Genomic DNA, 26,546 nt, shown 5'->3' with positions numbered 1-26,546 from the left:
GGATTTTTTATGAAAAGTTTGGACACTGCCTTAACCATACATGCAGGCGTGAAAGGCATTAACGAGTTAAAACGCCTATCTGATGAGATAAAGGCGACAGGCACGGCAACAGACAGTTTGGACAAAGCCACCGATGAGCTACAAAAGTCATGGAAAGGCTTATCCGCCGATGAGCAGACCAAAAAAGTCAAAGCATTGGGCGATGAGTTTAAACGCTTAAAAAGCATCAGCGATGCCAAAATCGCCCTAGGCATTGATGAAGATAATAAAGCCAAAAAACAACTAGAAGAAGTCCACAAAGCCTACGAACGCCTTAAACTCTCAGGCAAGCTAACAGGCAGTGAGCTTGCTCGTGCCAATGAATTACACACCAAAAAAGTCAAGGAGCTAGAAGAACAGCTGGGCAAAACCACACTCACGGCAAGTGAGATGGCAGGCGAGCTTGGTAAAATCGCAGGCAGTGCAGGTAGCATGGCAGTGGTCGCCAAAGCCGCCATGGAATTTGAGACCGCCATGGCAGGGGTTAAGAAAGTCGTGGACGGCACGCCCGAGCAGATGTCTAGACTCTCTAAAGAAATCAAAGATTTGTCGGTAGAGCTTGGCATGACTGCCACCGAAGTGGCACAGATAGCAACAATGGGTGGTCAGCTTGGCGTGCCGATTGACAAATTGGGCGAGTTTACGACCATGGCAGGTCAGATGTCAGTGGCATTTAGCATGAGTGCTGATGAGGCAGGTAATGCCGCCGCCAAACTTGCCAACGTCTTTAACATGCCCATCGAACAGGTGGGTGAGCTTGGCGATGTCATCAACACGCTGGGTAATAACATGGCAGCCAAAGAGCGAGAGATAGTCGATGCCATGCTCAGAGTGGGTGGCACCGCCCGCCAGTTTGGACTTGCCAAAGAAAAAGTGGCAGGACTGACCGCCGCCATGATTGCCCTAGGCAAACCGCCAGAAGTGGCAAGCACCGCCATCAATGCCTTGCTAACCAAACTACAAACCGCTCAAAACCAAGGGGCGGGGTTTGCCGATGGCTTGCAGATGATAGGCACCAGTGCCGATGAGATGGCAGACAACATCGCCAAAAACCCCCAACAAGCCCTATCAGGCTTTTTAGAAAAGCTAGGACAGCTTGATGAACGTCAACGCTCTATGGTGTCTGTCAAGCTCTTTGGGGCGGAGTATGCCGATGACATTAACCTACTGGTCGGCTCGCTTGGCACTTATAATCAAGCCTTGGGGCTTGCCACGGACAAAACCGCCACGGCAGGGGCGATGCAAAAAGAATTTCAAGCCCAGATGGATACCGCCGCCAAAAAGGTGACTCAAGCCAAAGCCGAACTCATGGCACTGGCGATTAACATCGGTCAGCACCTACTGCCCATCATCAGCACCACAGCCGAAGCGGTGGGCGACATGGCAGGTACACTTGCTGATATTGCCCACGAATACCCGACCATCACTCAGCTTGTTACGCTCATGGGTGGGGCGGTGGTGGCTGTCAAGGCGTTAAATAGCGTGATTGCTCTGACGGGTAGTTTGGGCGGTAAGTCTGCTTTGCAGATAACAACAGGCTTTTTGGGTGCCAAAGGTGCCATCGATGCGACCGCTGTTAGTGCTGACAAGATGAACACTGAGCTTGGCAATGCAGGTGTGCAGACAGCAAGCCTTGCCAAACAAATGACCAGCTTAAATGGCATTATGGGGGCATTAACTGCTTGGACGATAGGCAAAAGCATTGGCGATTGGGCTTATGAGAATAGCAGTGCCGTCCGAGCCATTGGTGATGAGATGGGGCGATTGCTTGCTTATGCAGATGCCATCTTTACCGACCGCACCTTTGATGATGTTCGCCAGAATTTTGAAACGTCTGCTGAGAGTGCCAAACGTTTGGCAGATGAGACAGCGAATGCAAAAACTGCTACCGACAACCTTGCCCAAAGCCAAGACAATGCCACAGACACTGCTCTTGCCCAGTCCCAAGCCAACACCGAACTCATCAACAGTCTTGCCATTGCCAAAGCAGAGCTAGAACAGCTTGAAATACAGCTTGCCAATATGGGCATGGCAGGGCAAAAGAACACGCAGGATTATAAAGACTTACAAACTCAAATCGAAGCGACCAAGACGACCATCAAAAACTTGACCGATGAAGCCCAAAATCAAGGCTTGGGCGAGGCGATTAAAAGCGACCTTGAAAAAGCCAGTGGGGCATTTGGTGCCCTAGGTCTTGACATGGACGAATTTGCCACGGGCATTGACGGCAAAACCAAATCCGCCTTGCAAGGGTTTAGTACGGTCATGAGTTTGGCAGGCGATGATGTCAATAAAATGGCAATGGCTTATAACGCTGTTAAGGCTCAGGTTGGCGACAATGCCAAAGCCCAAACCGAGTTAAACGGGCGACTACTTGAAGCAGTAAACGGCAACAAAGAACTCGCCCAATCCGTCAAAGACACCGCCACCGCCCAACAAAATGCCAAAAAGTCTGCCGATGAACAGGCAAAAGCCCTAGACGCTCTGGGCGTGTCCATGTCCGCCATCAACAGCATGTATGTGCGTGCGGTGAGTTTTCGTCCCGCCAGCAGTGCCGATGTCGTCTCAGACACCGCTAAAATCATCGTCAGTGAAAACACCCAGTCTTATAACTACATCGTCAATCTGCCCCATCCTAGCACGGTGAGCGTACAATACCGCTCACAGGGCAAGTGGTACAGGCTCACCCAAGGCTCACAAACGCACGGCTCGATTAACCTAAACCCCCAAACAGGCACACTCTCCATTACGTGTAGCGAACTGCCCGACATCGGCTCGGCAATCGTCATCTATTGGGGGTCATCTGCCACCTTTATCAAGCGAGCCGACCTTGTGCCAAGCGTTAAAAGTGTCATCAGACTGCCCACCACACCCGACCCATCGTCCATCACGTTATCATGGAGCGGTGGTAGTGCCACGGTCAATGCCCAAGGGGTCATCAGTGGCGATGTCACGGGGCGTTATAGTGACAGCGTACTGACTTTGGATAGTGCCATCACAGGTGTAACAGTCGGCTATAACACGGGCGATAAAATCAGCCAAAATCACCCAACCCCTGCCCGAGACTTGCAGGGCAATGTCAGTATTGATATTGGCGATTTTGTCGCAGGGACGTTGCAACTGACCTATCCTGTCACCGTGGAGGGTTATGATGAGATTGCCCTAGGGGCGGTGATTAGCACCAGTGGGCGTAAAGGGCGTAATATCACCCAATCAGGTGACGGCTCGCACGGCACTTATGGGGCTGGGACGGTCTTTATCACGCTGACCGATGATGGTAAGGGCAATCTGATAGACAGCCACGGCAAAACCGTGGGTAAAATCACAGGGGGTAAGGCGATATTTAACCCTGACACCACGGTGTCCATCCCCAAAGCTAAGTACGGCAAAGATAAAATTGGCGAAAAAGTGTACTCGCAAACAGAGACAGAGCTAACCTGGAATAATATTACCTATGCCACAAAGACGTATCAAGACATCTACCGTACGAGCTTTGCAGGCTTTGACTATGTGCCAGCAGGGGCAACGCTTGCCTCTAATGCCGTCATCACAGCCAGCTATTATGACACACACCCTGCTACCGCAAAGTCTGAGCCTGTGGCGGTTAGCACATCTATTAAGTTTGTCATCAATACAGGTGAGCTAATTATCCCAAGCTCAGTGCGGTTTGTGATGAATGGTAAATCCTACTTTGATAAAGACGGCTCTATATACACTAACTTAAACACCGCCACAGGGCAGGCGGACAAAATAGGAAGCATTGATTATAGTACAGGCGAGCTGATACTCTCTGACCCCATTGGGGCAGTGTCGGTGCAATCTTTGACCACGAGCGTCAGTGCAGGTCGTACCGACTCCATCAGTTTTATCACGCCGTCCGCCCCCATTCGTCCCTCATCGCTGACCATCTCGGCAACCACCCTAGATGGCAAAAAAATCTCTGCCACCGCCAATGCCAAAGGCGAGTTTGACAGTGAGTACATCTTAGGATTGGTGGACGTGGAGTATGGTTTGGCAAGTGTCAAATTTGGCAAATGGGTAAACGCTGACGGCCACGAGAGTGAGAGCTGGTATAACGCTGATGCGGTCGTGGACGGACAAATCTTTAAGCCTGCTCATGTGTTTAGCTCGTCCATTACATACAGTACCGTGGCTTACTCTTATCTGCCTGTCGATAGCACCACCATACGCATTGACACCGTCAGGCTGCCCCAAGACGGACGTGTACCTATCTTCCGCCGTGGCGATACCATCCTTATCACCAACAGCCTAAAACAAGCACTCGGCTCGGCTCACAAGGCAGGTCAAACGATACAACTTGACCGCACCTACTTAGACCGCCTGTGTATTACCGACAGTACAGGCAAGGCGGTCAATGCCGAGCTGTGGGATTATGATTTGGAGGCGGGCAGTATCACATGGACAAGTCCGCTCGATTTGTCCGATTATGCTCTGCCCTTATTTGCCACTTGCACGTGGGAGGAGCGAAACCGCATACACAGCGTAGACATTGACGGTACGCTGACCCTCATCTTTCCGACCAAACGGGATTATCCGTTGGAGGACACTTATGTGGCAAGCGTACTCATCGGCGGTAATTTGCAAGTGCGAGCTTCCGTGCCATTTACCCAAAGAAACTGGACGAATGTGTGGCAAGACGCCCGCATTGGCGACGAGCCATTAAACCGCTTAAATGTCAAAGACTATCCCATTGTCTTGACCGATGACGGGGCAATCGATGAGAAATGGCTGATTAAGTTTACCAGTAGCTCACAGTTTGAGCTGTACGGGCAAACACTCGGCTTTGTGCTAAAAACCGACACCTTACAAGACTTAGCCCCAATCAATCCGTCCACCAAAAAGCCCTACTTTACCATACCCAAACAAGCCTTTGGGGCTGATACCCCATGGAGCGTGCAAGAAGTGGTACGGTTTAACACGTGGGGGACACTGCTACCTGTGTGGGTCATCTGTGCCGTCCAGCCGTCAGCGGACAACCCTAAGGGGTCAGACGGCTATACGCAGGTGTTGTTTGGCGATACGACCGAGATTTAAAGCGGTTTTAAGTGTATTTTAATGTTAATTAATCAAGCTTTAAAGGATAATTTATGAGCTATTTAAATCCCATCACCCTAACCCCCAAACTCTACCAATCCACCGACCTACAAGCCCCACAGCTCACAGGGGCGATGGGCGATTATAAAAGCGTGTGGAAAGCCTGTCTGGTAACAGGCTACGGTAATAAGGCAGGGGCAGGATTTATGCTTGACAACGAAACCGACCATTCGTGTGATTTTATCAGTCCGAACATCATGATGGACAAGTTTGGTGTGGAGGAGGATAATTCGGCATATAAGCCTTATTATTATAATGACACAAATAAGGCATCGCAATGGGCTAGCAACACACAAAAATCACACGCCAGAAATCCAAGCTGGACAATGTTAGTCTGCGAACTCGGTGTGTATTTTGTCATTACCACAGATGGCATGAGCCAAGTGGGGTATTTGGGTCTCATTAAATCAGCGATTAATGATAATAATATTAACTTTGTACGGCTAAATATTGGGAACTTATCAAGTTCTAATTACAACAGCTTTTTAGGCAGTCTTAAAATTGGCAACTATACCAACGCCCGTATCTTATCTAATGGCTATGACTTAGTAAAATCGCTCAAAAAAGACTTCTTGGTTAGCCTAGTCTCTGATGTCTTTTGGCGACAAGATGGGGCATTGCTCGGCTCTCAGCCCGCCTTACTGATACAAAACAGTCTGACTTTGCCAACGGATATTCAGATCACCGAATATCAAGGCAGACCTGTGTTGTATATATATGTGGTCAATGGTACAAATAGTTATTACCAAGCCAATTATAGCTTTGGGGTGATGATTTACTTAGACTACTGGGAGTACTAAATGCAAGTACACAGCAAAGCAGATGTGGCTCTTGCCCTACCTAATGTGGGCTACATCGCAGGGGATAATGACGGTATTGTAACAGTGGGCGGTGTCCCTGCCCGCCGTGAAATGGTGGTGTTTAATATGGATTTGTCGGTGCATTCACGCTTTTACAGTCTTGACAACGGGCATTATCTGATTAACAATCTTGACCCAAATCAGCAGTATCTCATCATGGCACGAGACCTGCCCCCATCCGATGGGGTGGAGCGTTACGAACCTGCCACTTGGGATTATGTAACCCCCATGAGCGACAAAACCCAAGCCGAGCAAATGGAACTGTGGCAGTCATGGCAGACCTGACCCGTGATAAATTGCCCTTGCCACTGACACGGCGGATAAGCGACAGACCACCGTCCGACCGCTTACCGCTTACCCTAAATCGTAAGTTAAGCACGCTGGATGTGGTCTTGCCAACACCGATTGACCCAACACCTAAGCCCACTGACCCAACCCCAAAAAGACAAAACCCTGTCATGGCAGAGTTTGATAGCCTAATATCTGACCCACAGGGCGTGAATATGGGCAGACAAGTGAGTATAGCAAGTGATGAGGTGGCACGGGCGTATAGTGTGGTGTATGGTGATACGCTAACAATGGCTTATGGGCGTGATATGTCTACTCGTCATTTTGCCCCTGTTGCTAGTGGGGCAGATAGTGCTATGGGTACGCCTTATCTGATTGGCAGTGTCTATCAGCACACATGGCAAGCTCTCATGGCACTTCACCACGCTCATCACATCAGCGTGAGCGATGGTGTGGGACTGTTTAGTTGTAATCTTGTCAAATATGGGGCTAAGGGCTATTTGCAGGGCGGTACGCAGGGCAATTTATCAGACGTGGCAGGACTATTTGGCGATAACACCCACCAAGCAGGCAGTACGCTGATTGCTCGCCCTAGCACACACACGATAACCCACAGCACTCCTGTGCCATGTCGTTATTATCCTGTGCCAGAGCCTGAGCCTGACAAGCCCGTCTCGTATTGTCGTATCAGACCACCATCTGACCGCCTGCCACTGGCTTTAAGACGCAAACGAGGCGAGCACCCTGCGGGTGCCTTGCCCCTACCGCTTATTTGTTGGCATGACTTACCACCGACTGCCACCCCCAATTTAGGAGCTTATATCGTGCATAATACCATCACTGCAACCATCGGTGGGGTCAATGTAAATCCCTTGTCATTTAGCATTAAGACCGACATGGACAGCTTTTGTTGGCAAGGACAAATTGAAATCCCCACCAAAGACTTTGATAAAATCAAAGACAAGCTAGGCAGCCGTGGTAATGAGCCGATGATTAGCGTGGTCATTAACAACCACCGCTTTGTCATCATTGCTGAGGAGCTTAGCAAAAACCGCTCATTTGTCAATCACAGCTACACGTTATCAGGACGAAGTGTTACCGCTCGCCTGTCAGCAGACTATGCGACAAATAAACAAGGCGGGTTAAATCAAGCCCTCTACGCCAGTCAGCTTATCATGAGTGCGATGGTAAATACAGGCATGACGGCAGAATATCAAGCCCCTGATTGGCTGATTAAAAAAGGGGTATATAGTACCGACAAAACCCCGATGGGGGTAATACATGATGTGGCAGAGGCGTGTGGGGCGTTTGTGTATTCGCATCCGCACGAGCCAAGCCTTGTCATTAAACCTCGCTACAAAGTGCCTGCGTGGAAGCTTGCCACGGCTGAACCTGCTTTAATCCTTGCTCTTGACCCTGTAAAAAGCATCAGTGAGCAACAAAGAGTAAGTCCTCTTTATGATAATGTGTGGCTGACCAGTACAAGCCGTCTTGATAACGTCTATCGCAGACAGTCGGCACGCATGACAGAGGCACCCACACAGTCTGACGAGCTATTGACCGACCAAATCGCCACCATTGCCAAAGGCGTGCAAATACTGTCAGAATCAGGCACGCACATGGACATGACGGTAACGACACGTTGGGCGGATAAATACGGCTTGCCCCTTGCGGTGGTGGGCGATGTTTGGCAAATCAACGATGACGGCGGTTATAAGGCAGTGGTGGTCAGTGTTGAGGTGCAGGTCAAGGTGGAAAATGGCGTGCCGACCATTTGGCAGGTGGTAGGGCTTGATAGGTATATGGGAAATTAATAGCCGATTATATTATACATTAATGCTCTAAAAAGTCAATAATTCAAAGGCAAAAAAAATGAATTTATATCAAACATTTAGCAAGCTCTTTGCCACACCCAAAGGCGTGGCACAAATCACAGGTCAAAAGGGGCAAGGCGTGGTGGTCGGGCAGACACTCGGTGGGGTGTTTGTCGTGCTAAACGGACAGGCAGAGGTGGGCGATATGGTCTATTATGACCGACAGACTCATGAAATCACAGGGCAAGCTCCGCAGGGGGAGCGAGGGGAGTTTGGGGTGTAAGTTTGTTAGATTAATATCTGCATACTGTGATAAAAATATCTGCATAATTGAGTTTTCTTTATGCAGAAATTTTTGCGATTTTATGCAGATATTTTTGCGATTTTACAGATGGTTATGTTTTTAAATGCTAAATCTTACCATGACATTGCTTATACTTTAAGCCACTACCGCAGGGGCAGGGGGCGTTACGGTTGATATTGGCAGGGATAAAGACATCATCGATGCTTTGGGGTGCTGTGGTATCGCTCACATCTGCCATGCTTTGGTTGGTGTCAGTGCCAGTATTGGCGTTGGTATTAGTGTTGGTATTGACGTGACCGTTTGGCGAAAGGTTCGGCATGGATGCCGCACCGCCCAGACTGACCGTGATACGCTGAACGTTTTGGGTGGCTCGTGGGCGACTCTCATCGGTGACAATCTCGCCTTCTAGCCCCATGTCATTATGCTCGAAATGCAGTCGCATCATCTCGGCTTGACGGCGACGTTCTTCTTCCATTTGGGCAATCTCTTCTGGGGTTGCGATATGCACCCGTGCCAAGTCCTGCACCACGTCTGATTTAATCGCCCCAAGCATGGACTGGAACAAATCAAAAGATTCACGCTTGTACTCTTGCTCAGGATTCTTTTGGGCGTAGCTACGCAAATGAATGCCTTTACGGAGCTGATCCATTTGGGTCAAATGCTCTTTCCAATGGCGATCAAGGTTACGGAGCATAAAATCACGCTCCAATCGGGCAGCGTTTTGCTCGCCCATAGACTCACGTTTTTTCTGATAATGGGCGATGGCAAAATCAATAATCTTAGCACGCAAGCCCTCTTCATCAAGACGGCGGTCAGCATCTAGCCAATCATTAATCGGCATATAATAGCCAAAGGCGTCCTCAATCTCATCTTCTAGCCCGTCAATGTTCCACTGGTCATCGACCGAACCCTCTGGCACGAACTGCGTGATAAGAGCGTTATACACCTCATGGTGCATAGCTTTGATGGACTCTTGTAAATCAACCTCTTCTAGCAAGCCATCACGCTGTCCATAGATAACCTTACGCTGTTCGTTAGCGACATCATCATATTTTAGCAAGCTTTTGCGAGCGTCAAAATCACGAGCTTCTACCTTTCCCTGTGCGTTCTCAATCGAGCGAGACACCATTTTATGTTCAATGGCTTCGTCCTCTTTTAGCCCCATGGCACGCATCATCGACACCACACGGTCGCCTGCAAAAATCCGCATCAAGTCATCTTCTAATGACAAGAAAAAGCGAGACTGACCAGGGTCGCCTTGTCGCCCTGCACGCCCACGAAGCTGGTTATCAATGCGGCGTGATTCGTGGCGTTCAGAGCCGATGATGTGCAGACCCCCTGCCGCTTTGACCGCTTCGTTGCGAGCTTGCCATTGGCTTTGTAACTCGCTCTTTTGGGCATCGGTGAGTGCGTCCAAATCCTCTATCTCCGCCTGCCAGTTACCACCTAGGATAATATCCGTACCACGGCCTGCCATGTTGGTGGCAATGGTTACCGCAGACGGTCTGCCTGCTTGGGCGATGATTTCGGCTTCTCGTTCGTGCTGTTTGGCGTTTAGGACGTTGTGTTTAATGCCAGCTTGGTCAAGCAAATACGACAGCTCCTCACTTGCCTCAATGGTTGCCGTACCGACCAGCACAGGTGCGCCCTTGGCAGTGATTTGGCGAATCTCACGGATAATCCCTTGATATTTGCCCAATTTGGATAAGAAAATTTGGTCGTTTAAATCCACACGAGCAATCGGACGGTGCGTTGGAATGATGACCACATCAATGTCATAAGTCGATTTAAACTCCGCCGCTTCGGTATCTGCTGTCCCTGTCATGCCAGAGAGCTTGTCATACAGACGAAAATAGTTTTGGAACGTGGTGGTCGCCATGGTTTGGTTTTCGGCTTGAATTTCCACGCCTTCTTTGGCTTCTACCGCTTGGTGTAGCCCCTCGCTCCACCGTCTGCCCGGCATGGTACGCCCCGTATTTTCGTCCACAATGACAATCTCATTATCATCAGAGATGATATAATGCACGTTTTTAATAAACAGATGATGAGCCCTAATCGCCGCCTGCACATGAGCCAGTAGAGGCAAGCGAGCAGGACTGTATAGGCTTTCGTTTTCGCCAAGCTCGCCCACTTCCACCAAAAAATGCTCAATTTTCTCATAGCCCTTTTCGCTAATCTCAATGGCTCGGTTTTTCTCATCAATCCAAAAATCCTCCGCCACGTTGTTTTTATTATCCTCTTCGTTGTCGGATTTTTTTAGGCGGGGAATGATGTTGTTAATCAAGGCATACAGATGAGCCGAGTCCTCGGCTTGCCCTGAGATGATGAGCGGTGTCCGAGCCTCATCAATCAAAATACTGTCAATCTCATCGATGATACAGTAATTGAGCGGACGCTGTTTTTTCTCATCTTTGCTAAACACCATGTTATCACGCAGATAATCAAAACCGTATTCGTTATTGGTGCCATAAGTGATGTCGGCACGATAAGCATCAAATTTCTCATGGGGGGGCTGTTGGCTATAAATCACGCCCACCGTCAGCCCCAAGAAACTAAACAGCCCACGGTTTAGCTCAGCATCACGCCCTGCCAGATAGTCGTTCACGGTTACGACATGCACGCCCTTGCCACTGATGGCGTTTAGGTACATGGCAAGGGTTGCCATTAGGGTCTTACCCTCGCCCGTTTTCATCTCGGCAATCTTACCCTCGTGCAAGGTCATGCCACCGATGAGCTGGACGTCATAGTGTCTCATGCCGTTCACACGTTTGGACGCTTCACGGCACACGGCAAACGCCTCGGGCAAGAGCTTATCAAGACTCTCACCATTGGCGTGACGGCTTTTAAACTCATCGGTTTTTTGGCGTAGCTCATCATCAGACAGTGCTGAGATTGTGGGTTCAAGGGCGTTAATCTTGTCCACCTGCCTTTGCATACGCTTTAATTCACGTTCGTTTTTGGTGCCGAATACAGCACTGATGGCTTTTGTTAACATGGTTTTTTTCCAAATTGCACAGGGCAAAATATTTTATAACAGCAACTTTAATTAGGGCGTGTTGAACTTTTATATTTGCAATGAAAAATGAGAAAAATCGCACGTTTTTCAAGGAAAAAACTTGAGGCTGTGAGTTTTCTATCAGGCAAGTTTTTATTATGAAAAACATCCGACCACTTAATCTGATAAATCTTAAGATTTTAACTTAATTTTAAAAATTAAGTGGTCGGATAGCCATTTTTCATGCAAAAACGATTAGTTTTTCTAAAATATGTCTATATTGTAAATAGTGTTATAAAGGGTAGGCACGCCCTAGTAATACAATCAAATTATATGGTAGTCAATTTTAAAAAATCAACCAATCAGCTCACCAAATGCCTTATCCGCACACACAAGTGTCCGCTCAATGTCGTCATCGGTATGGGCGATGGACATAAAGGACGCTTCAAAGGCAGACGGAGCAAGGTATATGCCCTGTTTTAGCATGGCATGGAAAAACTGGTTAAAGCGTTTGGTGTCGGCGCATGCCACGTCATTAAAGTTTTTGGGCAATTCTTTGGCAAAAAACAGCCCAAACATACCGCCCACATGACAGCTTGCAAAATCTATGCCGTGTTTGTCGGCAAGTGCTTGTAAGCCGTTTACCAGTTTGGCAGTTTTGGCGGTCAATTCTTCATAAAAATTCGGACGAGTTAATTCATCAAACATCGCCTTACCTGCACGCATGGCTAAGGGGTTGCCAGACAATGTCCCTGCTTGGTAAACACCGCCCAAAGGAGCGATACATTCCATAATCTCACGCTTACCGCCAAATGCTCCCACAGGCAAGCCAGCCCCGATGATTTTGCCAAAGGTGCTAAGGTCGGGGGTAATGCCAAAATGGTTGCTTGCTCCACGCAGTCCCACACGAAAGCCCGTCATCACTTCATCAAAAATCAACACCACCCCGTGCTTGGTGCAAAGCTCACGCAGGGTGTTATGAAATTCTTGGCTTGGGATAACCATGTTCATGTTGCCCGCTATCGGCTCTAAAATCACGCACGCAAATTCATCGCCAAATTTGTCAAAGGCAGAACGCAACGCATCAATGTCATTATAAGGCAAGGTTACGGTATGCTTGGCAAAATCAGCAGGCACGCCCTTGGATGTCGGCTCGCCAATGTCCAGCATACCAGAGCCTGCCTTGACAAGTAGGCTATCTGAATGCCCATGATAGCACCCTTCAAATTTGACAATCTTGTCTCGCCCTGTGTAGCCACGAGCCAGACGAATGGCACTCATGGTCGCCTCCGTCCCTGATGACACCATGCGAACGAGCTCAATGTGTGGAATAATATCGGCAATCAAATCCGCCATGGTCGTCTCAAAGGGTGTGGGAGCCCCAAAGGACAAGCCGTCATCACAGGCGAGCTTTACCGCATCGATGACCTTGGGGTGAGCATGTCCCAAAATCATGGGCCCCCACGAACCCACATAGTCGATGTATTCACGCCCTTCGGTGTCGTACATATACGCACCCTTGGCACGGCTCACGAACACAGGCGTACCGCCCACTCCTGCAAAAGCGCGCACGGGCGAGTTTACACCCCCTGGAATGTGGCGTTTGGCTTTTTCAAATAAGACTTGGTCGGCGGTAAGTGTCATGGCAGTTCCTATATTATTAATAAAAAGAAAATGAACAAATCAGCCTATTTTATCATTTTTTGGCATGACTGTCTGATTTGATTTTGCTTAATGGGTGTTTGGTAAGAGATTGGAAATATTCATTCGTTTTGTTAAAAATAGAAATTTACAAAAATACTGATGAATTTTACACAAAAATGCTATTTTTTATTTAAATTTTTCAAAAAAACCGATATAATAGTACAACAAATAACACAAAAAATATTTATCGTAATATTTATTTACATAAAATTACAATAAATTGAGCAAAAAGCAAACATCAGTACCACGGAGATTTGACATGGTCATGAGCATGAGCCCCAATGATTTTGTCAATAAGAAATCAGTTGCCCCCATGAATGACAACAAACACCCCACCAAGCAAGAGCTTGACACGCTGACCGTCCAAAATATGGACGACAAAAAGCACGACTCGCCCCTTGTGGCGTTTTTAAAAAAACACCAAACCTTTTTGACACTCCAATGCGTGCTACTTATTTTGCTTGGGGTAAGTTTTTTATTTTGGTGATTTAACACTGGCAAATCTACCCCAAAACCCTGCCCAGTCGCAGGGTTTTTTATAAAGCTAGATTTTGCTTTGATGTAAATTCCCACCGCTCGCCTGTGATGGGGTCGTTAAATACAAGGTGTTTGGCAAGTAGTTGCAAAGGATTGATAAAGTCATCTTTGGGTTTATGACGGACTGATGGATAATAAGGGTCATGACAGATGGGTATGCCAAGATGGTTTAGATGAACTCTTAACTGATGAAGTTTGCCCGTCGTAGGGCGAAGCTCGTATTTGGCAAGGTCGCCTTTGACCGCCAAAATATCAATGTGCGTGTGGGTATTGGCAGGTTTGTCAGCATTGACACGCATGACATAAAACGGCTCGCCACGCTCCAAATGCAAGCGAACATCTATCGGAATTATTAAGTTATGATTAACAGTGGCGATGGCGTGATACACTTTGGTAATGGCATGATGAGCAAATAAGGCTTGATACTGATGGCGTGTGGCGACATTTTTACTGATGAGTATCAGCCCTGCCGTCTCTCTGTCTAGCCTGTGAATGGGGGACAAATCGGCATTGCCCGTATCAGCTTTTAGGCGAGCAAGCAGGGTCTGTTTGACATAACTGCCCGATGGCGTTACCGCCAAAAAATGGGGCTTATCTACCACCATGAACTCATCATTTTCAAAGAGAATCTGATGATCAAACGGCACGGCAATCTCATCTTGTAGGGCTCGATAATAATAAATCGTCCATCCATGCACATAAGGCGTCTCTGCCGTCAAAGGGGCGACACCGCCTGTCATCTTATCTGAAATATCTCCCCAAACATCGCCACTGTCAAAGCGTGCCTGCCACTCATCAGGGCTGATGTGGGGGAATTTTTGGCATAAAAACGCCAGTAGACTCTTGGGCTGATTGTTTAATTTTTCTAAATAAAGACAACTTGGAGAAATACCGTCTTTCATGGGCAGTGTGGTGTGGGGCATGGTGTGTTTTTTTGATTACGTTATCTTGACGCCATTTTATCATATTTATGATAGCGTGATGAGCTTGACATATCTAAATTTATAGATATAATAATATATTATTTTTAGATTATCTGTATTCATGAAATCCACCGACATTTTTAAAGTGCTTGCCAACGATGTCCGCTATCAGATTTTGCTGTGGCTCAAAGACCCTGCCATGCATTTTGGGGCGGACGCTTTACGCTGTGACGAAACGGGTTTTGACGGTGGGATTTGTGTGGGTGTGATTGCCGACAAATCAGGGCTTGCCCAGTCGGTGATTTCAAGCTACTTAAATAGCCTACAACAAACAGGGCTAATAGAGAGCAAACGCCTTGGCAAATGGACGTATTACCGCTACTGCCCAAGCGGTGTGGACGGCTTTATCCGCCAAGTGCATGATGAGATTGGCAGGTTGTCTCATTAAAATAATTTGCCTTTTGCGGTGTGTTGATAATTGAGCGAATACGATTTGCCCCCACCCATCCATTTAATCAAATAGCCCCAAAAATTTTGCCAAAACATATCTAAATTTTTATAAATGTAAAAGCGAGAAAAACCATGACCGATTTGTCTATTTTAAATCTAGCCCCCTTACGAGACGGCGAGACTTTTAACCAAGCGATTGATAATTTGGTAGAGCTTGCACAGCTTGCCGAACGCACAGGCTACACTCGCTACTGGATTGCCGAACACCACAATATGCCCTATATCTGGCAAGTTCCGCCACGAGCCTACTTATCCAGCGTGTGCTTGACAAGACAAGCACAATCCGAGTCGGGTCGGGCGGTGTCATGCTCCCCAATCATTCGCCCTTTGTCGTTGCCGAACAGTATGGCACGCTGGCAAGCCTATATCCTGACCGTGTAGATTTGGGGCTTGGGAGAGCCCCTGGTACTGATCCTGCCACCGCCCGAGCCATTCGCCGTCATCAAGATGAGTTTGCGATGAGTTTTCCTAGTGATATCAAAGAGTTGCAGTTTTATTTTGGCAATGACGACAGCGACAAAGTTCGAGCCTACCCTGCCAAAGGGCTAAACGTGCCACTGTATATCTTGGGTTCCAGCCCTGAGAGTGCGTATTTGGCGGCAGAGCTTGGTTTGCCTTATGCCTTTGCGTCTCATTTTGCCCCACGGTTTTTGGTGCAGGCGGTGGAGATTTACCGCAGGGAATTTAAGCCATCTGACGTGCTTGACAAGCCCAAAGTTATCGTTGGGCTAAATGCCATTGTTGCCGATACCGACAGCGAAGCGAAGCTCCTTTCTACCACCAGTTTGCAGTTTCTCTTAAACGTGGTAACAGGCGAACGCTCAGGCATGAAACCGCCTACCTCTGACATCGAGAGTCGTATTCCACCGCATACCCTATCTATGGCAAAGAGCATGACGGCATGTAGCGTGATTGGCTCGCCACAGACGGTCAAAGCTCAGTTAGAGCAATTACAAAGCCGAGTCAATGCCGATGAATTTATGGCAGTAAGCTATATTTATGACAAAGACAAACAAGCTCGCTCGTATGAATTGCTTGCTGATGTGGTAAAAGGTTGATGTTTTAAATAAACTTCCTGTAAAACTAGTTTTCCGTCGCCCTGAGCTATGCCTGCGGGTAGCGGAAAACCATTATGGGCAGGCATAGCTCACCACGAACGAAAAACCGTAGTACTTTTTCATTTTATAGAGTGTATTTGGATAAAGAACCCAAAATCCAATACATGTTACAAGGGCGAATGTGATTCGACCCTACCGTTCAATTTAAAAACACCAATTTATCAATTAACCATTTTATTTTAAAGAGAAAAATTATGAATGACACCACCCCACTTTTTACCCCGTTTACCCTAAATAATGGCGTAGAAATCAAAAACCGCCTTGTCGTAGCCCCAATGACCCACCATGCGTCCAACCCTGACGGCACACTGTCCGATAAAAAGTGGGCGTTTTTGGCTTATTTATCACAGCGGCGACTTTGGTACACCCAAGCGGTAAAGCCTTTGTCAGGCAACCGTCCGCCTATAATGAGAGCCATTTGGCAAGCCTGACCGAAACCGCCAATATCATCAAAAAAGGCGGTGCAAAAGCGATTTTGCAAATTCATCATGGCGATTATCAGTCGCTTGCCCAGTTTGGCGAAGTCATCGCCCCGTCTGACACGGATAACGGCAAACAGTCCGCCAAAGCCATGAGCGTGGACGAGATACAGGCGGTCATCACAGGCTTTGGCATGGCAACCGACCTTGCCATACGAGCAGGGTTTGATGGCGTGGAGATTCATGGGGCGAATAATTATCTTATTCAGCAGTTTTTCTCACCCCAAGCCAACAAGCGAGATGATGAATGGGGCGGAAGCTTGGAGAACCGCTTGCGTTTTCAACGGTCAATGAAACAAAAGCCAAACACAACAAGGCAGAATTTATCGTAGGCTATCGTTTTTCGCCAGAAGAAGCAGGCGATGATGGTTTGACAATGGCGAACACGTTTGATTTGATTGATGCTCTGGTAGATGAGCCTTTGCAATATTTGCACGTCTCGTTGTGGGATTTTTATAAAAAGGCAAGACGTGGGGCGGACACCAATTTGACTCGCATAGAACAGCTCCATGCCCGCATTGGTGGCAAGTTACCGCTCATTGGCGTGGGTTGTCTGCTCTCTGCCGATGATGTGGTACGTGCGTATGATACAGGCTGGGCAGAATTTATCGCTGTGGGCAAGGCAGTACTAACCAATCCCAATTTTGCCACACTATTAAAGACAGGCGACACCGACAAAATCGCCACGCACATCGACCCCGAGCGTAATAACGACATCTACAAAATCCCAAACCAGCTTTGGGCGTATCAGCAAAAAGGGCTTGCCTATCTACCGCCATTAAAGGGTAAAGAATGGCAACCTTTGGATATATAATCAAATAAGGGCGAAATGATTCGCCAATCCAATCTTTTATTTTTATAAACCCAACTCGGAGACACCCATGACAAATTCACAAGCAATTCATTTGGACGATTTAAACCTTGATGAGCTGGACTTTGATACCATGCTTGGCGATTTGGCGGACGTGAGCGTGGTCGGCGGATTTGATGGCAACAATGATGACGGCTGTGAAGGCGGTGCGTGTAAGATTTAGATTACCCAAATCTTTTGACGATTTAATCAGGTCTTGGAATACAAGAGCTGATTAAATCACTTTAAAATCAACAATCATTACTTCCAAATACGCTACCCAAATGATAAAAACCTTGCTATACTAACCTTATGGCAATTATCATAACGTAAATCATGAGCGACAACACCAATAATCAAAACTGGCAAGAATTTCAAGAACTTAGCAATCAACGCATCTTATCAGAACAGCCTGATAATACAGTCACCACCAGCACAATCAAACCACACCAACTCACACCTTCGGAACAAAATACCGCAGTTTTTGATACGCAAGGCATGGCACTCATCTTTGGCATTGGGGCTTTTATCATTTCGCTTATCTGTCTTTATACTGTTCTTAAAAACTCCAAAAACAACCAACAAGACAAACCTAATAAACCAAGAATAAAACGCAAAAGCTCAACTCCGTTTGGCATTCGCCCAGAATTTTTGGAAGAAGCCAAAGGTGAAAGACAACACCGAATTACACAGCGTAAAAAATACGGAATATTTGACAAAGACGGGAAACGCTTAAAATAAATGCCTATTGTCACTTTTGATTGATTTTTCATTGATTATTTCCGTCATAACCCACACAAACAGCAACAAGCAAAAAACAGTAAAACCCCCATAAATTTGTTATAATATTCTTTTAACTTGAAGAATAACAACATGAAACTGACCAATTATAGCGATTATGCCCTGCGTTCTTTGATTTATCTGGCGGTAACGCCCAAAGATGGTGGGCTTGCCAACATTGACGACATCGCCCAAGCCTACGACATCTCAAAAAGTCATCTCACCAAAATCATTCATCAGCTGGGTAAATTGGGCTACATTGAGAGCGTGCGTGGCAAAGGTGGGGGCATTCGCCTAGCCAAAGACCCGAGCAAGATTAACATCGGGCGACTCATTCGCCATACCGAGAGCGATTTTGGCATATTAGAATGCTTAGATGACAACTCCAAAAACACAGACGGCAAAATCAGCTTAGTCAATATCGGCGATGATACCAACAGCTGTATCATCTCGCCTGCCTGCCTTTTAAAGGGCATGTTTTATAAAGCCATGCTTGCCTTTGTGGCGGTGCTAGATGGCTACACCCTTGCTGACGTGCTGGCCAATGACAAAGAGTTATTGACACTTCTGGATAAAAATATGGGATAGGTATTTGTAAGCATATGCTGACAAAACTTTGCGATTTTTGCGTATTTTCTTATGGTCGTCATTTTGGCATAATACATCCATCAGCAAGGAGATGGCAAATGGATAAGCCAACATGGATGAACGCTGATATTATGGATAAACCATGGAACACCGCAAGTAGCAAAACCACATAACAAAAGCCACAAATACCCCCATTTGTGGCTTTGTTTTTGTTGTTAGATTTGTACATGACAAAACAAAGGTGGGCAACCCCACCTTTATTCTTAATGACTAACCCAAACTATTTAAGCCCCGCCTGCTGTAACAACGCCCCAAAACTTCCTACTTTGGCAGGTTCGTTTTTAGGTTTGTTAAATTCACGTTTTGGCTTATTATTGGGCTTGTTGTTTGGTTTGGTATTTGACTTGTCTTTAAATTCTTTATCCGCTTTATCGGACTTTGAGACGTCTTTTTTGTCAGGCGATTTCATAGACAGTCCAATGCGACCTCTTGGCTCGTCCACCAACAGCACACGCACTTTGACGATGTCTTGGGGTTTGACTATGTCCGCAGGGTCAGCCACAAAACAGTCGGACAGCTCAGAGATATGCACAAGCCCGTCTTGGTGTACGCCAATATCCACAAAACAGCCAAACGCAGTTACGTTCGTTACCACACCTTCTAGCTCCATGCCGATTTGCAAGTGCCCCATTTCGCTCACGTCATCACGGAATTTGGCGGTTTTAAATTCGCCACGGGGGTCATGGGCAGGTTTGGCAAGCTCGGCAAGCACCGTGGCAAGCTGGCTAAAATTGTCCGTGCTGTCATTTAGCGATTTGGCAAGGGTCTCGTTGCCCAGCACGTCCGACAGCGATTTGTCCGCCTTACGCAAAATCTCATAAACAAGTCCATAACTCTCAGGGTGTACGCCTGTTGCGTCTAGTGGCTCAGTGCCGTCTTTGATACGCAAAAATCCTGCCGACTGCTCAAAAGTCTTTACGCCCAAGCGTGGTACGGCTTTTAGCTCTTCACGGTTTTTGAATACCCCATTGGTACGGCGGTAGTTCACGATTTGTTGGGCGACATTTTTGTTCAGCCCTGCGATATGGGCAAGAATAGCAGGGCTTGCCGTGTTCACGTCCACGCCCACTGCATTCACACAGTCTTCGGTTACTTTGTCAAGGCTAGATTCTAGCTCGGCTTGATTGACATCGTGCTGATATTGCCCCACGCCGATTGCCTTTGGCTCAACCTTGACAAGCTCGGATAAAGGGTCTTGCAATCGTCTGGCGATAGACACCGCCCCACGCACCGACACATCAAGCTCGGGTAGCTCGTAACTTGCAATCTCACTTGCCGAATACACGCTCGCCCCCGCCTCACTCACCACCACCGCTTTGGCAGATAGGCTGTTCTCGCTAATGACCGACCTCACAAGCTCGTCCGATTCACGGCTTGCTGTGCCGTTGCCAATGGCGACAAGCTCCACGCCATAATCAGCAATGAGTTTGGCAATCACCGCCTTTGCCTTGTCGGTCGTGGGGTCGGTAAAGGGGTACACGGTATCGGTCGCCACGACATCGCCTGTGCCGTCAATCACCGCCATTTTTACACCATGACGGATACCAGGGTCCACGCCTAGAATGACTTTACGTCCAGCAGGGGCGGTCATGAGTAGGTGTTTTAGGTTTTGGGCGAATACGCCAATGGCGTGCGTCTCAGCGTCCAGTCGTCTTTCGGTCAATAGGCGATGCTCTATCTGTGGTCGCCATTTGGCATTCCACAATCTGTCTGCCGTCTCGCTCAAAAACTGCCCACGCTCGTCCGTATCGCTCGCCCCAAAAGCGGTTTTGATTTGATTGACAAACGGCTCATCTTCGCCAAGCACGGATAGGACAAGCACGTTTGCCTGTCTGCCACGAAGCATGGCAAGTAGGCGATGATTGGAGAGCTTGGCAAAGGTTTCGGTATGGTCAAAATAGTCTTTGAATTTCTCGCCTGCTTCTCGTTTTTCTTCACCCACAAGCTCTGAATGAATGCTTGCTGTGGCGTTAAAGCCCGTCCGCACCTTGTCAAACAAATCCAAATAGAGCGACCATTCATCAAGAATAATCGCTTGCACGCCTGCCAGTTGTAGCTCACGAGTGCTATAATCCACATCAAAGCTCTCGCCCTGCTCGTCCGTTACCGTGCTAACAGGCGTGTAGTCGGACAGAGCAGCGTCCAAGCTCTCTCCTGCCAAAATCCGCTCAGCAATCGGGCGAAGTCCTGCCAAAGTCGCCTTAGCCGACAAGGTACGGCGTTTTGGGCGGTAGGGTTCATAAATGGCGTCAAGCTCCAATTTACTCATGGCGTTTTTGACACGCAGGGTAAGTTCGTCCGTGAGGGCGTTTTGGGCGGTCAAAAGGTCAAGTACTTTGTTACGGCGAACCTCCAAATCCCGCTCGTGCGTTAGGGCTTTTTCTAGGGTGCGAAGCATATCATCATCAAGTCCGCCTGTCTTATCCTTACGATAACGGGCAATGAATGGCACGCTCACCCCTTCGTCTAATAAGTCGGCAAAGGCTTGAACCTGCTCGGCACGCACGGCATGGTCTGTGGCAAGTTTTTGGTAGATGGCGGTGTGGTTGATGGCATTAGGGCTTGTGGCTTGGGTATCCATAATATCCTACTGTATGAGAATGATAAATGTGCTATTATAACAAGTTTTGGGGGTGTTTGATAGGCACAAATCCACGCCCCGATTTGTCTATTTTCATCCATTTTACACAAGGTACCACCATGATTACGTTTGTCATTTTGCTGATATTGGGTGTGCGAGCATTGATAAAGGGGTTTGGGGCATGATTTGCGTTTGTAAGCATATACTTACAAAACTTTGCGATTTTTGCATATTTTCTTACAAGATAACTTTTGGCATAATACACCCATCAGCAAGGAAGACGGCACATGGATGCGCCACCACGGATGACCGCTGACACATGAACCACGGATGATAGACGGACTACAAAACCCATACGATAAGCCCTAACGCAAGTTGGGGCTTTATCGTTTTCAAAAACTTCTATCTATACCCATCACTTTTTCATTGATTTTTAAAAATTTTGCGTTACAATCTATCTTTTTATCACCTGCTTAAATAATGAACAAACGTATCACTCGCCGTGATTTTTTAAACGGCTCAGCCCTACTCATCACCTCCCTTGCCACAGGCACACTAACCGCTTGCAGTGATGACACTCCCACGCCACAGGCAGACTCTCCCAAAACCAGTGGCAACACCCTACCACCAACCGCCAAAACCAGCTCCAACTATCCACCCGAACTGACAGGCTTGCGTGGCAATCATGCAGGCAGTTATGATGTCGCTCATGAGATGGCATGGAAAAAAGTACAGTTTGATGTCTCAGGCGAAAGCGTATCAGAGACGGTAGATTTGGTCGTGGTCGGGGCAGGCATTAGCGGGCTTGCCAGTGCCTATTTTTACCAAAAAAAGTTTCCCAGTGCCAAAATCTTAGTATTAGACAACCATGATGACTTTGGCGGTCATGCCAAACGCAATGAGTTTAGCGAGAGTGTTGATGACAAAGACATCTTTCGACTCAGTTATGGCGGTAGTGAATCCATCGATACCCCAAGCGATTATAGCGATGAAGCCATGGGACTGCTTAATGAGCTTGGTATTGATGTACAAAAATTCTACACCTATTATGACCAAGATTATTTTAAAAACCTAGGCATGAACAAGCAGGGCGTGTTTTTTAACAAAGCCATCTTTGGACAAAGCGTGGTACTGCCCGATGAGCCCAATGCTGACAACGCCACAGAGCTGTTTGCCAAAGCTCCTTTATCAGATACGGACAAAACCGCCTTGATAGAGCTATACACCACTCCCAAAGACTATTTGGGCGACATGACACTGGGCGAGCGAGAAGACTATCTACAATCCATCAGTTATGATAAATTTTTAAAAGACCATGTCAAACTCCCCCAAGGAGCGATGGCGTATATGGAAGAGCTTTGTTTGGAATACTGGGGATTTAACATTGATGGTCTGTCAGCTTATGATGCCTTTTATGAAGGCTATGCAGGACTTGAATTATCAGGGCTAGAAGCCGATAACGATGGCGAGAGCGAACCTTATATTTTTCACTTTCCTGATGGCAACGCCTCCATCGCTCGCCTACTGGTCAAAAAGATGATACCCGCAGTTGTCGCCAACCCCGACCACGCCAACGGCAAAAGCGAGATGGAAGTCATCGTATTGGACAAATTTGACTACACCAAGCTTGACACACCCGAGCAGTCTGTCAATATCCGCCTAAATGCCACCGCCGTCCAAGTCAAAAACATCGAAACCGACGACAAAAAAGGCGTGATGATAGGCTACAAAAAAGACGGTAAGCTCCACCGTGTGGACGCTCATCACTGCATCTTAGCATGTCAGCATGGCATGATACCATTTATCGATAACGACCTACCTCAAACGCAAAAGGATGACCACTTACAAAACATCCGAGTGCCAATGATTTATACCAAAATCTTGGTCAAGGATTGGCAAGCCTTTAAAAAGCTCGGTGCATGGCAGTTTTACGCCCCCAAAGCCCCTTATTGCTTTATCATGATAGATTATCCTGTAAGCATGGGCGGTTATCACTACCCCAAAGACCCGAGCGAGCCTATGGTTATTCATATGGCACGCATTGCTGTACCTTATGGTACAGGCAAAGACGTGCGTGAAGCTTGTAAAATCGGACGCTCCGAGCTGTACCGAGCCAGTTATCACGACCTAGAAAAGCAAGCCCTTGACCAACTGCGTGAGATGTACGACGTAGTAGGAGAGAATCTTGACGACAAGATTCTTGCCATCACCATCAACCGCTGGGGGCATGGATACAGCTATGAACGCAACGTCTTATTTGACAAAGATGATATTGCTGAGAAAACGCTAGATAGCGTCAAACAAGCTCATGGTAATATCCACATGGCAAACTCTGATGCCAACTGGATGCCTTATGCGGACGGGGCAATAAACCAAGCGTGGCGAGCCGTCCAAGAGATTAAGGCATAAGTGGAAAAGCCTTAATAAAACAAAAGAGCTTGAACACCAAGCTCTTTTTATCGCTTATTTATTACACATTCTTGTTTCACGTGGAACACTCATCTGGCGTGATATCACCCTGTTTCACGTGAAACTTTTTAAAGGTCCTTGGCTCATGCAGGGCTGATAGTTTTTGGGCGACCATCTCCGTCGTCTCATCTTGCAAACTGGTTATCATGAGCTGACAAGGCAGTGACAGTAGTGTGTCTAGTAGTACATTCATCGCCCCCACATCAAGCTCTGCATCAATATCATCAACAAGCACCACAGGCTGTACCTGCTGATACGCACACATCACTTGTAGTTGTGAGAGTCTTAGGGCGATGATGAGCAGTTTTTTCTCGCCCCGAGAGAGTACATCCACCGCCTGACTTTTGATGTGTCCGCCATCACCAGACTGCTTTAACATCACCATCACATCAGCACGGTGAGCCCCCACGCGGGTATAGCCCAGCTCCATGTCAGAGCCCAAGCGAGACGCTAATATAGAGAGTAGTCCTGTCTTATCATCAAAGCCTGCTTGATAAGACAGGTAAATATCACCCTGATAATGTGGTAGTAGTCGCCCCATCATCTCATCAAAGCACACCTGCCACCGCTCAAAGACCGCCTGCCGACATTGGTGTAGCTTGTCTGCATGATACGCCAGTTGACTGTCCCATGCCCGCACTTCGCCCGCTCGCTCACGCACACGGGGCGATTTTAGTAATAGATTTCGCTGTTTAAGCAGTCGCTGATAGGCAAGCCACTCTCCATAAAACTCCTGTTTCACGTGAAACGTCAGCCAGTCCAACATCTGCCGTCTGGCATGACTACCCTCTTCTAACACCGTCATCCCACTAGGGTCAATGGGCAACACTGGCAAGGCATAAGTCAGTGGACTTTGGGTTGTCACGGTTTGCCCATTGAGTTTTAACACCGTCGTTGCCAGCTGTCGCTCATCTAAGTTTTTTTGCACTGCTAACATGTCAGACTCTGTCATCGCCCACACCGTGCAGGATTTTTGATGATGACTGATGTAACGTTTGGGTTCATGATGACGAAAAGTTTTACCCCGAGACAACAAAAACACCGCTTCTAAAAGCGATGTTTTGCCACTGCCATTACGACCCACGAACACATTACAATCAGCGAGTGTCAGACTTATCTGAGCTAGGTTGCGTACGTGGGTGATTTGAAGCTGTGTGATCATGCCCTGCCCATCACACACGCATGGGCATGACAACATATTGATAATTGTGGTCATCGCCCACTTGATAAATGCGTGTCGGACTGGTCGGATGTACCATTTCTAGGCGAATGTCACCCTCTAGCACATTTAGCACAGCTCGCAAATAGGACTCATTAAATGAAATCTCAATCGGCTCACCTGTGTAATTGACCGCCACCTCTTCTCTGGCTTCGTCTTGCTCACGGTTGGTTGAGATGACATCCACCGTCTCGCTTTTAGCAAAGTGCAGTAACACGCCAGGGGAGTCTTTGGTGTTTACCACCGCCACCCGACGCAAAACCTCGACCATGCTGTCTTTATTAAAAATGGCGATTTTATCGTTATTGGTTGGCATGACACGGCGGTAATCGGGGAATTTACCCTCAATCAAACGGGCGGTCAAAGATATCATCATCTGCCCGCCAAAGTTTAAACTGACGGTCAAAAAGTCATTATCTAACCCCAAAGTTACCATGTCGCCATTTTCTTCGGCGGTTTTTAGTAGGTCGGTCAAGAGTTTTTCTAACCCACTGACCGCCTTACCCGGGATGATGACTTTGGTTTCATCATGACTGTCCGCCAAGGTCTGATACGCCACTGCCAAACGATGTCCATCGGTTGCCACTGCGGTCAGTTTGTCACCCTCAATCTCAAAGAGCAGTCCTGTCAAGTAGTGACGTACGTCTTGGGTCGCCATGGCAAAGCGGGTGTGCTTGATGAGATTAAATAGAGTGTCACGTCCGATTTTAACCAGCTTTTCTGAGCGTGGCTCGCCAATGCTTGGATAATCCTGAGCAGGTAGCGTGCTGAGCATGTATTTACCCTTACCACTGGTGATGTAACAGCGACTGCCCGCCACTTCAATGCTGACCATGTTATCAGGCAGAGCTTTACAAATACCAAAGAACTTATCCGCAGGAATGGTTACCGCCCCTGCCGTCACGCACGCCCCCTCGGGCAGACTGATGACATTGGTCAGCTCCACCTCCAAATCGGACGCGGTCATCGTCAGGCTTTGTGGTTCTAGCACGAGTTTTAGGTTGCCCAAAATCGCCATTTGGTGATGATTATCCACCGCCTCAATGATGAGCGTCATGGCTTTGATGAGCAGGGCTTTATCAATGACTAATTTCATAAAAATCCTTAATATTTACAAAAATGTAGGGCGTGTTGAATATTGGTATTTGCAATAAAAAATAGGAGAAATCGCTCGTTTTTCAAGGAAAAGTTCGCAGTTGATATTACAATATCAACAAGGATTTTGACTTCGAGCCACAATCCGACCACTTAATTTTAAAAATTAAGTTAAAATCTTAAAAATTTATATGATTAAGTGGTCGGATAGCCATTTT

Annotated in this window: 20 protein-coding genes and 1 pseudogene; 15 read left to right on the top strand and 6 right to left on the bottom strand. The window is 47.4% G+C overall.

Features of this window, described 5'->3' with window-relative positions; translation table 11 throughout:
- Nucleotides 1-9: 9 nt before the first annotated feature.
- The 5 genes from B0182_RS10770 to B0182_RS10750 are packed head-to-tail and all read left to right on the top strand — an operon-like array spanning nucleotide 10 to nucleotide 8,399.
- Complete coding sequence (locus B0182_RS10770; RefSeq protein WP_078274939.1) at nucleotides 10-5,094, top strand: phage tail tape measure protein; 5,085 nt, start codon at nucleotides 10-12, stop codon at nucleotides 5,092-5,094.
- Nucleotides 5,095-5,147: 53 nt separating this feature from the next.
- Nucleotides 5,148-5,954: a hypothetical protein gene (locus B0182_RS10765; protein ID WP_078274938.1), complete on the top strand. Its 807-nt coding sequence runs from the start codon at nucleotides 5,148-5,150 to the stop codon at nucleotides 5,952-5,954.
- A complete protein-coding gene (locus tag B0182_RS10760) occupies nucleotides 5,955-6,299 on the top strand; it encodes a hypothetical protein (RefSeq protein ID WP_078274937.1) in 345 nt (114 codons plus the stop codon).
- The gene (locus B0182_RS10755) at nucleotides 6,287-8,116 is read left to right on the top strand and encodes a hypothetical protein (RefSeq protein WP_078274936.1); all 1,830 of its coding nucleotides are present in this window, start codon (nucleotides 6,287-6,289) and stop codon (nucleotides 8,114-8,116) included. Before B0182_RS10760 ends, B0182_RS10755 begins: the two co-directional genes overlap by 13 nt.
- A gap of 58 nt (nucleotides 8,117-8,174) precedes the next feature.
- Nucleotides 8,175-8,399: a DUF2190 family protein gene (locus B0182_RS10750; protein ID WP_078274935.1), complete on the top strand. Its 225-nt coding sequence runs from the start codon at nucleotides 8,175-8,177 to the stop codon at nucleotides 8,397-8,399.
- A gap of 127 nt (nucleotides 8,400-8,526) precedes the next feature.
- Here B0182_RS10750 and secA read toward each other — a convergent pair whose 3' ends face one another.
- Entirely contained in the window at nucleotides 8,527-11,415 is a 2,889-nt protein-coding gene (secA, locus tag B0182_RS10745) for a preprotein translocase subunit SecA (protein ID WP_078274934.1), read from the bottom strand.
- A gap of 354 nt (nucleotides 11,416-11,769) precedes the next feature.
- Nucleotides 11,770-13,059, bottom strand: a complete 1,290-nt coding sequence (gene hemL / locus B0182_RS10740; RefSeq protein ID WP_078274933.1) for a glutamate-1-semialdehyde 2,1-aminomutase — start codon at nucleotides 13,057-13,059, stop codon at nucleotides 11,770-11,772.
- Between the two features lie 331 nt (nucleotides 13,060-13,390).
- Between hemL and B0182_RS10735 the strand changes: the two genes are divergently transcribed.
- Nucleotides 13,391-13,606, top strand: coding sequence for a hypothetical protein (locus tag B0182_RS10735; protein ID WP_147287302.1), 216 nt, complete (start codon nucleotides 13,391-13,393; stop codon nucleotides 13,604-13,606).
- A gap of 49 nt (nucleotides 13,607-13,655) precedes the next feature.
- Here the strand turns inward: B0182_RS10735 and B0182_RS10730 are convergent, their stop codons facing one another.
- Nucleotides 13,656-14,579: a pseudouridine synthase gene (locus tag B0182_RS10730; protein ID WP_211271644.1), complete on the bottom strand. Its 924-nt coding sequence runs from the start codon at nucleotides 14,577-14,579 to the stop codon at nucleotides 13,656-13,658.
- A 121-nt stretch (nucleotides 14,580-14,700) separates the two neighbouring features.
- Here B0182_RS10730 and B0182_RS10725 point away from each other — a divergent pair, with 121 nt between their 5' ends.
- From B0182_RS10725 to B0182_RS10705, 8 genes and pseudogenes are all read left to right on the top strand, one after another.
- Entirely contained in the window at nucleotides 14,701-15,027 is a 327-nt protein-coding gene (locus tag B0182_RS10725; protein ID WP_078274930.1) for an ArsR/SmtB family transcription factor, read from the top strand.
- 134 nt (nucleotides 15,028-15,161) lie between these two features.
- Entirely contained in the window at nucleotides 15,162-15,470 is a 309-nt protein-coding gene (locus B0182_RS15230) for an LLM class flavin-dependent oxidoreductase (protein WP_280522597.1), read from the top strand.
- Complete coding sequence (locus B0182_RS10720; protein ID WP_280522603.1) at nucleotides 15,371-16,147, top strand: LLM class flavin-dependent oxidoreductase; 777 nt, start codon at nucleotides 15,371-15,373, stop codon at nucleotides 16,145-16,147. Before B0182_RS15230 ends, B0182_RS10720 begins: the two co-directional genes overlap by 100 nt.
- A gap of 254 nt (nucleotides 16,148-16,401) precedes the next feature.
- A pseudogene (locus B0182_RS14960) lies at nucleotides 16,402-17,018 on the top strand (oxidoreductase).
- The gene (locus tag B0182_RS14955; RefSeq protein ID WP_244893682.1) at nucleotides 16,934-17,500 is read left to right on the top strand and encodes an oxidoreductase; all 567 of its coding nucleotides are present in this window, start codon (nucleotides 16,934-16,936) and stop codon (nucleotides 17,498-17,500) included. The pseudogene B0182_RS14960 and the gene B0182_RS14955 overlap by 85 nt, the downstream one beginning before the upstream one ends.
- A 67-nt stretch (nucleotides 17,501-17,567) precedes the next feature.
- Nucleotides 17,568-17,720, top strand: coding sequence for a hypothetical protein (locus tag B0182_RS14420; protein WP_158079696.1), 153 nt, complete (start codon nucleotides 17,568-17,570; stop codon nucleotides 17,718-17,720).
- 152 nt (nucleotides 17,721-17,872) lie between these two features.
- Nucleotides 17,873-18,277, top strand: coding sequence for a hypothetical protein (locus B0182_RS10710; protein WP_078274929.1), 405 nt, complete (start codon nucleotides 17,873-17,875; stop codon nucleotides 18,275-18,277).
- 132 nt (nucleotides 18,278-18,409) lie between these two features.
- A complete protein-coding gene (locus B0182_RS10705) occupies nucleotides 18,410-18,904 on the top strand; it encodes an Rrf2 family transcriptional regulator (RefSeq protein WP_078274928.1) in 495 nt (164 codons plus the stop codon).
- A gap of 280 nt (nucleotides 18,905-19,184) precedes the next feature.
- Here B0182_RS10705 and B0182_RS10700 read toward each other — a convergent pair whose 3' ends face one another.
- Complete coding sequence (locus tag B0182_RS10700) at nucleotides 19,185-21,545, bottom strand: helix-hairpin-helix domain-containing protein (RefSeq protein ID WP_078274927.1); 2,361 nt, start codon at nucleotides 21,543-21,545, stop codon at nucleotides 19,185-19,187.
- 480 nt (nucleotides 21,546-22,025) lie between these two features.
- On the opposite strand from B0182_RS10700, the gene B0182_RS10695 reads away from it, so the two are divergent.
- A complete protein-coding gene (locus B0182_RS10695; protein ID WP_078274926.1) occupies nucleotides 22,026-23,954 on the top strand; it encodes an NAD(P)-binding protein in 1,929 nt (642 codons plus the stop codon).
- A 76-nt stretch (nucleotides 23,955-24,030) separates the two neighbouring features.
- Here B0182_RS10695 and recF read toward each other — a convergent pair whose 3' ends face one another.
- Together recF and dnaN are read right to left on the bottom strand one after the other, a co-directional pair.
- Nucleotides 24,031-25,176 carry a DNA replication/repair protein RecF gene (gene recF, locus B0182_RS10690; RefSeq protein ID WP_078274925.1) on the bottom strand — a complete coding sequence of 382 codons (1,146 nt, stop codon included), beginning with the start codon at nucleotides 25,174-25,176 and terminating at the stop codon, nucleotides 24,031-24,033.
- A 10-nt stretch (nucleotides 25,177-25,186) separates the two neighbouring features.
- On the bottom strand, nucleotides 25,187-26,329 hold the full coding sequence (gene dnaN / locus B0182_RS10685; RefSeq protein ID WP_078274924.1) for a DNA polymerase III subunit beta: 1,143 nt from the start codon (nucleotides 26,327-26,329) through the stop codon (nucleotides 25,187-25,189).
- Nucleotides 26,330-26,546: the final 217 nt, after the last annotated feature.

The organism is Moraxella bovis, from assembly GCF_002014975.1.
Lineage (GTDB): Bacteria > Pseudomonadota > Gammaproteobacteria > Pseudomonadales > Moraxellaceae > Moraxella > Moraxella bovis.
Note: the sequence above shows the minus strand (reverse complement) of the source record. Positions and strands in the feature narration are given on the sequence as shown.